Origin of the sequence: Actinosynnema sp. NPDC059797 (assembly GCF_042732085.1) — a bacterium.
Lineage (GTDB): Bacteria > Actinomycetota > Actinomycetes > Mycobacteriales > Pseudonocardiaceae > Actinosynnema.
Genome location: NZ_JBHWIE010000284.1, coordinates 1 through 9195, shown reverse-complemented (window position 1 = coordinate 9195; position 9195 = coordinate 1). Strand labels below are relative to the sequence as shown.

Here is a 9195-nt window from a genome sequence, read left to right as displayed (position 1 = left end):
CTACGCCCGCTTCCCGGGCCTCGGCCTGGCGGTCGGCCGCGAGGAGCTGCGCAACAAGCCGATCCTGACCCAGAACGACCTCCACGACCTGCCCGTGAGGCTCTCTGCGACCACGGTCTGACCCGGGATACCCGCCGGCCGCGGACCCGCCGGTCACGCGGTGCGGTCGTAGGTGAGGAACAGGGCGCCGCTGTCCAGGCGGACGTGGTCGGTCAGCGACCAGGTCCGCGGGTCGAACGCCGTGCCCGCGCCGAACAGCGGGATGCCCGCGCCCGTGGTCAGCGGGGCCAGCTTGACGATGAGCCGGTCGATCTCGGGGTACAGGGCCCCGGCCAGCGCGCCGCCGCCGATCAGCCAGATGTCCTTGCCGTCCTGCCGCTTCAGCGCGCGCACCTCGGCGACGGGGTCGCCCGCGACGACCTCGACGGCCGGGTCCGGGCTCGCCGCGAGGGTGCGGGAGAACACCACGTGGCGCAGGTGCGGGAAGGCGTCGGTCACCCCGGCCGCCAACCCGACCTCGTAGGACTTGCGACCCTCCAGCACGGTGTCGAAGCGGGTGCCGCCGGCGGTGACGCCCAGCGCGTCGCGGGCCGGTCCCGGCAGGGTCTCCGGGTACTCGGCGACCAGGTGCCGGAGGTAGTCCTCGGGGATGGGCCAGAAGCCGCCGGGACCGGTGGGGTCCGCGCCGTCGGGGCCGGCGATGAAGCCGTCGAGGGTCGAGGCGATGTAGTACACGAGCTTGCGCACCGGGGGTCCCCTGCCGTGGGTCGGCCGGGTGCCCGAACGGGGGCGTCCGGGCACCCGTGCGGCCGAACGGGTGATGCCCACAGCTTCCCCCGCGCGGGCTGGATGATCAACCTCGAACGCGCGACGACCGGCCCCGGTGCGCCGCGGAGGTGGTGCTGGCTGTACCGGAGGTGTGCAGCAGAGGGGATCGTGGGGCGCCGGGGCGGTGGCGACACTGGTCGGGACAGCAAGAACCGTCCAATGTGGGGAGTCTCCCTTGTTAGGTGTTCTCAGCCGGCGTCGTGGCGTGGTCGCCGCGGCGGTGGCGGCGGTGGTGGTCGCCGGTCTCGCGGTGACGGAGGTGGCGTCGGCGGGCAGGTCGGGGCCGGTGCACGACAAGGCGCTCCAGGCCGGCCTGGAGGAGCTGGTCCGGGACGGGTCGCTGCCCGGGGCGCTGATGTCGGTGCGGAACCGGGACGGGCGGGTGGCGAACTACACCGCCGGGGTGGGTGACCTCCGGACGAGGTCGAAGGTGCCGACGGACGGGTACGTGCGGATCGCCAGCAACACGAAGATGTTCACCGCCGTGGTGATCCTCCAGCTGGCCGACGAGGGCAGGCTCGCGTTGGACGACGCGGTGGAACAGCACCTGCCGGGCGTGGTGCGGGGCACCGGCGCCGGTGCGGCGATCGACGGCCGGACCATCACGATCAGGCAGCTGCTGAACCACACCAGCGGGATGCCCACCGGGGTCCCCTTCCTGTCCAAGGGGATCCTGCCGATCAGGGACCGGTACTTCGACGCCCGGGAGCTGCTGGACGCGTGGTTGGCGCAGGCGCCGACGTTCGGGCCGGGGCAGGACCGCGCGTGGGGGTACAGCAACGCCGGGTACGTGCTGCTGGGCCTGGTGGCGCAGAAGGTGACCGGTCGGCCGTTCGCCGAGGTGGTCACCGAGCGGATCATCGACCGGGTCGGGCTGGCGGAGACGTACTACCCGGGTCCGGGCGACCGCGACATCCGCGCCCCGCACCCGCGCGGCTACCTGCCGCCCGAGGACGACCGGGGCGAGCCGACCGGCGGCGACCTGATCGACATCACCCGGTTCGACCCGTCGATCGCCGGCGCCGCGGGGCAGATGATCGCCACCCCCAGTGACGTGAACAAGTTCCTGGTCGCCCTGCAGGGCGGTCGGCTGATCGGGCCCGGTCGGCTGGCGGAGATGCGGCAGTCGGTGGAGGCGCCCGGCCTCTTCGACGGGTGGCGCTACGGCCTGGGCACCATCGAGATGAAGCTGAGCTGCGGGATCACCGCGTACGGCCACGGCGGCGACGCCGACGGTTTCCAGACCCGCGCCGCGATCACCCCGGACGGGCGGGCGGTCACCATCGCCGGGACGAACGACGCGGCCCACCAGTACGAAGTCATCGCCCTCTTCGACAAGGCCCTGTGCGCCACGAAGTAGGGGCGGTGCGTTGGTCGTGGCCGCGGGGTCTGCTTGAATCGCCCCGTGCCACGCCACGGGTGTCGCCCGGGTCCACGGGTCCCGCGCCGATGAGCGACTTCGACGTGTTCGTCGCCGACTGCCCCGCCCGCACCACGTTGGGGCTGGTGGCCGACACCTGGTCGGTGGTCGTGGTGTTCGCGCTGGGCAGGGGGCCGCAGCGGTACGGCGACCTGCTCGACCGGATCGGTGGGATCAGCAAGAAGATGCTCACCCAGACGCTGCGCAAGCTGGAGCGCAACGCCCTCGTGGAGCGCCGCGCCCTCGCCACCGCGCCGCCGGGGGCGGAGTACCGGCTGACCCCGCTCGGGCACAGCCTCCTGGAACCGGTGACGGTGCTCGCGCGGTGGGCGGAGGAGCACGCCGGGGAACTCGGCGGCGAACTCGGCGGCGACGACGTGACCTGATCCGTGGGGAACCGGGTGGTTCCCCACGGGCTCCTAGCCTCGCGGTCATGAAGATCGCAGTTCTGGGGGCCGGTTCGATGGCCGACGCGCTGGGCACCCGGTGGGCCGCCGCCGGGCACGAGTTGATGGTGGCCGGCCGCACCGGGGCCAAGGCGCGGGCGCTGGCCGACAAGTGGGGCGCCCGCAGCGGGAGCTTCCGGGAGGCGGCCGGGTTCGGTGACGTGGCGTTGATCGCGGTCCTCCACCAGGGGGTGCGGCACACGTTGGCCGAGATCGGCGACGCGCTGCGCGGCAAGGCGGTCATCGACTGCAACAACCCGGTGGAGGTGGAGCGCTTCACGCTCGTCACCGAGCCCGGCCGGTCCCTGGCGCAGCACATCGCGGAGGTGACCGGCGGGCGCGTCGTCAAGGCCTTCAACCTCTGCCACGCCGAGGTCTGGCAGGAGGACCCGCCGGTGTTCGACGGTCGACGCCTGGTCGTGCCCTACTGCGGGGACGACCCCGCCGCGGCCGACCTGGCGGAGCGGCTGATCGGGGACCTCGGCTGCGAACCGCTGCGGGTGGGCGGCCTCGACCACGCCCACCACCTGGAAGCGATGGCGGCGATCGTCATCTCGCTCCTGTTCGGCGGCCGCGACCCGCACACGGTGTTCAACCTCGTGGACCGCGCCGGCGCGGTCGGGCCGGCGTGACGTCGTCCGGGGTGTCCGGGGGGTGGACCCGCACGGTCGGTCGCACCGCCGTGGGCTAGCCTGATGGAAATGATTGTCATTTCATCTGGCGAATCCCACCGCCCCCACCCGGGAAGAACCCCATGACCGCCGATCCCCGCGTTCCCGTCACCGTGCTGTCCGGCTTCCTCGGCGCCGGCAAGACCACCCTGCTCAACCACGTCCTGGCCAACCGCGAGGGCCGCCGGGTGGCGGTGGTGGTCAACGACATGAGCGAGGTCAACATCGACGCCTCGCTGGTCTCCGGCCGGGGCGGCGAGCGCCTGGTCGAGCTGACCAACGGCTGCATCTGCTGCACCCTGCGCGAGGACCTGCTGGAGAGCGTCGGCGAGCTGGCCCGCGAGGGCCGGTTCGACACCGTCCTGGTCGAGTCCACCGGCATCTCCGAGCCCATGCCGGTGGCGGCGACGTTCGAGTGGACCTTCGCCGACGGCACCAGCCTGTCCGACCACGCCCGCCTGGACACCATGGTCACCGTGGTCGACGCCTCCTGCTTCCTGGCCGAACTGGAGCGCGGCGACCGGCTCGACGAGCGCGGCCTGGAGGCGGCCGAGGGCGACGAGCGCGGCATCTCCGACCTGCTGGTCGACCAGGTCGAGTTCGCCGACGTGCTGGTGCTCAACAAGACCGACCTCGCCACGCCCGAGCAGCTCGCCACCACCGAGGGCCTGCTGCGCCGGCTCAACCCCGGCGCCCGGCTCGTCCGCTCCCGGCGCGGCGTGGTCGACCTGGCCGAGGTCCTCGACACCGGCCGCTACGACCCGGTCACCGCGGCCACGTCACCGGGCTGGGCCGAGGAGCTGGCGGGCTCGCACACCCCGGAGACCGAGGAGTACGGCATCCGCTCGGTCACCTACCGCGCCGACCGCCCGTTCCACCCGGCGCGCCTGGCCGCCGCGCTGGCCGACTGGACCGGCGTGGTGCGCAGCAAGGGCTTCTGCCACCTCGCCAGCCGCCCGCACACCCTGGCCGTGTGGTCCCAGGCCGGCCCGAACATGACCATCGAGCCCGGCGAGCTGCTCGACGGCCACGCCGCCCGCCAGGAGCTGGTGTTCATCGGCGTGGGCCTGGACCGCGACGAGCCGCGCCGACGACTCGACCCGGCCCTGCTCACCGACGCCGAACTGGCCGCCGGGCCCGCCGCGTGGCGGCGGATGGACGACCCGCTGCCGCCGTGGGACGACCTCGACCACCACGACCACCACCTCCCCCGGCACACCGCGCTGCGGTGAGCGGCCGGGAGGGCCTGACCCCGGGGTCAGGCCCTCCCCTCGGCGGGCGCGGCGGTCCGGCGGGTGCGGGCGAGCAGGCCGTGGCGGGGCGCGAGGAACCAGCACAGCAGGAAGATCGCGGTGAGGGTGAGCACGATCAGCCCGCCGGCGGCCAGGTCGAACGCGTAGGACAGGTACAGGCCCAGCACGCTGCCGCCCGCGCCGATCAGGGGCGCCAGCAGCACCATGGCGCCGAGGCGGTCGGTGAGCAGCCGGGCCGACGCGGCGGGGGTGACCAGGAGCGCGAGCACCAGGATGTTGCCCACGGCCTGCAGCGAGATGACGATCGCCAGGGTCACCATCACGTGCAGCGCCAGGTCGAGCCAGAACACCGGCAGGCCGACCGCACGGGCCTGCTCGCGGTCCAGCGTGGTGGCGGTGAACCGGCTGTTGAGCAGGCCCGTGGCCACCAGCAGCAGCGCGCCGATCACCGCGACCGAGACCACGTCCGCGTCGCTGATGCCGAGGATGGAGCCGAACAGGAACGACTCCAGCGACCCGCCGTAGCCGGGCGCGGTGCTCAGGACGACGATGCCCAGGCCGAAGGCGGCGGCGAAGAAGATCCCGATGACCGAGTCCTCCTTGAGCCTGCGGTTCTGGGTGAACACCGCGACCAGCAGGGCGGTCACCACGCCGGCGACCGCGCCGCCGAGCACGAGGTTGGCGCCGAGCACGAAGGCGACCGCGACACCGGGGAACACCGCGTGCGCCACGGCGTCGCCGATGAACGCCATGCCGCGCAGCACCACGTGGCTGCCGATCACCCCGCACACCACCCCGGACAGCAGGGCCACCAGCAGGGCCCGCCGCCAGAAGTCGTACTCCCACGGCGCGGTCAGGAACTCCAGGGCCGTCACCCGGTCACCCCCAGGGCCTTGAGCAGCTTCTCGGCCCGGTCCAGGCCGAAGGTGCGCAGCCAGATGTCGGTGTCGGCCAGCGCGGCGGGCGCGCCGTCGGCGACGACCGTGCGGTTGAGCAGGCACAGCCGGTCGCACAGCGCGGTGGCGGCGGCCAGGTCGTGGGTCGTCATCAGCACCGCCACGCCCTCGTCGCGCAGCCCGGCCAGCAGGCCGCTCAGCAGTTCCTGGGTGGGGACGTCGATGCCGGTGAACGGCTCGTCGAGCAGCAGCACCCCCGGTCGGAGGGCGAGCGCGCGGGCCACCAGGACCCGTTGCCGCTGGCCGCCCGACAGCTCGCCGACCGGCCTGGTGCGCAGCCCGGTCATGCCGACGCGGTCCAGGGCGTCGGCCACGGCCTCGCGGTCGCGGGCGGTGCGGCGGCGCAGCGGGCCGGTCAGGTGGGTGCGACCGGTCGCGACCGCGCCCTCGACCGTGATGGGGAAGTCCCAGGCGAACTCGTGGCGCTGCGGCACGTAGCCCAGCGAGCCCCGCGCCTGGCGGGGCGTGCGGTCGCCGAGGGCGACGGCGCCCCGGTGGAGCGGCACCAGGCCGAGGGCGGTGCGCAGCAGGGTCGTCTTGCCCGCGCCGTTGGGCCCGATCAGGCCGACCAGCTCACCGGGCCCCAGCCGGAAGTCCACATCGGACAGGACTTCCCGACCGCCCAGCCGTACGGTCGCGCCCCGGATGTCGAGCACCGGGTCAGTCATCGCCGCCCCCGGTCGCCTCGCGGCGGAAGCGGGCCGCGAGCAGCAGCACGGCGATCACGCCCGCCAGGAGGACGCCGGCGAGGGCGATCCACCCCCACGGCGGGCCCGACGACCCGGCGGCGGCCCCCGGCGGGGAGGACGCGGCCGAGGGCGTGGACGAGGGCGCGGCCGAGGGCGCGGCGCTCCGCTCGACGGCCGCGAGCGCCGCCGCCGGGTCACCCGGTCCGACGTGCACCTTCAGCGTCGCGCGGGCCGAGCGGCCGTCGGCGGTGGCCATCTCCACGTCCAGCAGGTAGGCGCCGGGCGCGGTGAACACCCAGTTGCCGTGCGCGTGGGTGCCCGGCTCGACGCCGGTTCCCTGCGGGTACGGCCGCTCGCTGCTGAAGATCGTCTCGGGTGCGCCGAAGTCGCCGTTGAGGAACAGCTCGAAGCGGCCCGGCCCGCGCACGTCGTGCAGGCGCCAGTCCACGCCGCGACCGACGACGTCGAGGACGCTCGGGTCCTGGGTGTTCCACCCCGGCCAGACCACGCCCCGCGCCTGGACCTGCGGCAGCACCCAGATGTCGCTGCCAGGCGTGCCGAGGAACGCGTAGGCGGGGTCGTCGGGGACGGTGTTGCGCGCCGCGTCCACCACGTGGAGCACCACGTCGGCGGGGTCGCGCCACACCGGCTCCCCTTCGGTGTCGTCGCGGAGCTGGAGCACCCACCGGCCGTCCACCAGGCGCGGGCCGAGGTCCACGTGGCCGTCGGCGATGACGACGGGCCCGGCGGCGAGCGCCGCCGGCTGGACGAGCAGGACCGCGGCGAGGGCCGCGAGCACGACCCGGGTCAGGCGAGGCACCGGGCGACCTCCTCCGCGTTGTGCCGCATCACGTCCACGTAGCTCCGGGTGCGCTCGTCGAAGGAGTCCCCGTAGAGCAGGCACACCCGGACCCCCTGGTCGCGGGCGACCTGGGTGAGCACCGAGGCGCGCTGCGCGAGGTTGGGTTCCACGAACACGGCGGGCACCTCCAGGTTGCGGATGGTCTCGGTCAACTTGCGCACGTCCTCGACGCTGGGTTCCTGCGCGGGGTTGGGCACCACGAACCCGGCCACGTCCATCTCGTAGGCGTGGGCGAAGTAGCCGAACCCGTCGTGGGTGGTGACCAGGTGGCGGCGTTGCCGGGGCAGCGTCGCGACGGTGGCGCGCACCTCGGCGTCGAGCGCGTCCAGCCGGGCGGTGTAGTCGCGGGTGGCGCGGTCGTAGTGGTCGGCGCCGCCCGGGTCGGCGGCGCGCAGCGTGTCGCGGATCAGCTCGGCGTAGGCGCGGGCGTTGCGCACGTCCTGCCACAGGTGCGGGTCGATCTCGCCGTGCACGTGCTTGCCCAGCACCGCCTGCGGGAGCTGGTGCACCGGCGCGCCCGGCGCGCCCAGGAAGGCGAAGCGCGGGTCGTCGGGCACCGACGTGATCGCCTTGTTGGGCACCTCGACGACCGCCTCGGCGGCGGGCACGACGTCCTGCGAGGTGCCGCCCGCGCGGTCGTTGAACGTGTAGAGCCCGCCGGTGTCCAGGTCCACGGTCAGGTCGGTGTGGCCCTCGTCCAGCACGGTGCCGGCGAGGCCGTTCGGGTCGACGCCCACCGCGAAGGTGAAGGTGCCCTCCCCCAGCGGGATCGGGTCGGCCCCGTCGTTGAGCAGGGCCGCGCGCAAGGTCAGCCGGTAGGCGCCGGGTGCGGTGAACGCCCAGTTGAGGTGGGTGTGGGCGGCCGGGGGCAGCGTGGTGGAGTCCGCGTCGGACAGGCCGTCGCCGGAGTCGAAGTACGTCACGGGCCTGCCCAGCGACTCGGTCAGGTAGGCCACGAGCCGCCCCGGGCCCTCCACGGCCGTGGCGGTCAGCCGCACCTGCGAGGTGCGCGTCGCGCCGCGCTCCCTCCCGTCGCCGCGCACGCGCAGGCCCAGCCACAGCACGTCCAGCCCGACGTCCTCGACCAGCGGGATGACGTTCGCGCCGTAGGTCTCCGCCCCCTCGGCCAGCGAGACGTTCGGCGTGCCCTCGCGGGCGTTGGCGTCGATGGCCTTGATCAGCCGCTGCTCCTCCAGCAGCAGGTGGTTGGTGAACGTCACGTCCGCCGCCGCGACCTTCTTGGCGTCGGCGGGCGTGGGCTCGTAGGAGTGCGGGTCGCCACCGGGCGGCACGAGCGAGTCGACGCGGACCCGGTCACCCCCGACGTTGCGCACCAGGTCGGCGAGGATCTCGGTGGTCGTGACCACGGACAGCCCGTCGTCCGCTCCCCCCGCGGCGGAGGTGCACGCCGCGGCGGACAGGGCGGCGCACAGGGCCGCGACGACGCGCGAGGGCGCACGCGCTCGCATCTGTTCTCCAACCTCCAGACGCCCGTCGCCGGATCGGCGGGGCACCGCAAACCTAATACGAACGATAATCGTTTTCAACTAGGCTGGTGGAGTCGTCGTGGACGCGGCGACCCGGGAGCACCACCGCCGGTCCGCACCACCGCCGGCCCGCACCACCCCCGCCCGCACCGCCGGCGACCTGCACCACCCCGCCCCCAACCGGGTCGACCACCGGGAAGAAGAGGAGCGCCATGCCCGCACCCCACGGCACCGGACCGTCCACAGAGGACCCAGAAGCCGCCGAAGCCGTGTTCCTGGAGTCCTCCCTGGCCCTGCTGGCACCGCTGGGCGTCCGACCCGGCGACGTGGTCGCCGACATCGGGCCGGGCGCGGGCGCGGTCACCGTCGAGCTGGCGCGCGCGGTGGGCGCGGGCGGCCGGGTCTACGCGGTCGACCACGACCCGGCCATGCTCGACGCGGTGACTCGCGCGGCGCGCCGCGCCGAGGTGGCCGACCGGGTCCGGACGGTCCTCCACGACCTGGAGGACGGCCCGCCCCTGCTGCCGGAAGCGGTGACGGGTGTGTTTTAGTATGCGTGGCTGCAACTATACGTTTAGTTTTG

Annotated in this window: 10 protein-coding genes; 5 read left to right on the top strand and 5 right to left on the bottom strand. The window is 74.0% G+C overall.

What is annotated here, in order from left to right:
* Positions 1 to 153: 153 nt before the first annotated feature.
* Complete coding sequence (locus tag ACFV4N_RS34515; RefSeq protein ID WP_499676858.1) at positions 154 to 747, bottom strand: dihydrofolate reductase family protein; 594 nt, start codon at positions 745 to 747, stop codon at positions 154 to 156.
* A 256-nt stretch (positions 748 to 1003) separates the two neighbouring features.
* On the opposite strand from ACFV4N_RS34515, the gene ACFV4N_RS34510 reads away from it, so the two are divergent.
* The 4 genes from ACFV4N_RS34510 to ACFV4N_RS34495 all read left to right on the top strand — a co-directional run bounded on the left by ACFV4N_RS34510 (position 1004) and on the right by ACFV4N_RS34495 (position 4597).
* Complete coding sequence (locus ACFV4N_RS34510) at positions 1004 to 2188, top strand: serine hydrolase domain-containing protein (protein ID WP_499676857.1); 1185 nt, start codon at positions 1004 to 1006, stop codon at positions 2186 to 2188.
* An 89-nt stretch (positions 2189 to 2277) separates the two neighbouring features.
* Positions 2278 to 2634, top strand: coding sequence for a winged helix-turn-helix transcriptional regulator (locus ACFV4N_RS34505; protein WP_499676856.1), 357 nt, complete (start codon positions 2278 to 2280; stop codon positions 2632 to 2634).
* A 47-nt stretch (positions 2635 to 2681) separates the two neighbouring features.
* Positions 2682 to 3326, top strand: a complete 645-nt coding sequence (locus ACFV4N_RS34500; RefSeq protein ID WP_499676855.1) for an NADPH-dependent F420 reductase — start codon at positions 2682 to 2684, stop codon at positions 3324 to 3326.
* A 122-nt stretch (positions 3327 to 3448) separates the two neighbouring features.
* Positions 3449 to 4597, top strand: coding sequence for a GTP-binding protein (locus tag ACFV4N_RS34495; RefSeq protein WP_499676854.1), 1149 nt, complete (start codon positions 3449 to 3451; stop codon positions 4595 to 4597).
* Positions 4598 to 4623: 26 nt separating this feature from the next.
* On the opposite strand, the gene ACFV4N_RS34490 is transcribed toward ACFV4N_RS34495, so the two are convergent.
* Genes ACFV4N_RS34490 through ACFV4N_RS34475 form a run of 4 tightly spaced genes read right to left on the bottom strand, consistent with a single transcriptional unit; the run spans position 4624 to position 8594 of the window.
* Complete coding sequence (locus ACFV4N_RS34490; protein WP_499676853.1) at positions 4624 to 5493, bottom strand: anchored repeat-type ABC transporter permease subunit; 870 nt, start codon at positions 5491 to 5493, stop codon at positions 4624 to 4626.
* Positions 5490 to 6242, bottom strand: a complete 753-nt coding sequence (locus tag ACFV4N_RS34485) for an anchored repeat-type ABC transporter ATP-binding subunit (protein ID WP_499676852.1) — start codon at positions 6240 to 6242, stop codon at positions 5490 to 5492. The genes ACFV4N_RS34490 and ACFV4N_RS34485 overlap by 4 nt, the downstream gene beginning before the upstream one ends.
* Entirely contained in the window at positions 6235 to 7083 is an 849-nt protein-coding gene (locus tag ACFV4N_RS34480) for a choice-of-anchor M domain-containing protein (RefSeq protein WP_499676851.1), read from the bottom strand. The genes ACFV4N_RS34485 and ACFV4N_RS34480 overlap by 8 nt, the downstream gene beginning before the upstream one ends.
* A complete protein-coding gene (locus ACFV4N_RS34475) occupies positions 7071 to 8594 on the bottom strand; it encodes an anchored repeat ABC transporter, substrate-binding protein (RefSeq protein WP_499676850.1) in 1524 nt (507 codons plus the stop codon). The genes ACFV4N_RS34480 and ACFV4N_RS34475 overlap by 13 nt, the downstream gene beginning before the upstream one ends.
* Positions 8595 to 8824: 230 nt before the next feature.
* Between ACFV4N_RS34475 and ACFV4N_RS34470 the strand changes: the two genes are divergently transcribed.
* Positions 8825 to 9163, top strand: a complete 339-nt coding sequence (locus ACFV4N_RS34470) for a methyltransferase domain-containing protein (protein WP_499676849.1) — start codon at positions 8825 to 8827, stop codon at positions 9161 to 9163.
* Positions 9164 to 9195 lie beyond the last annotated feature (32 nt).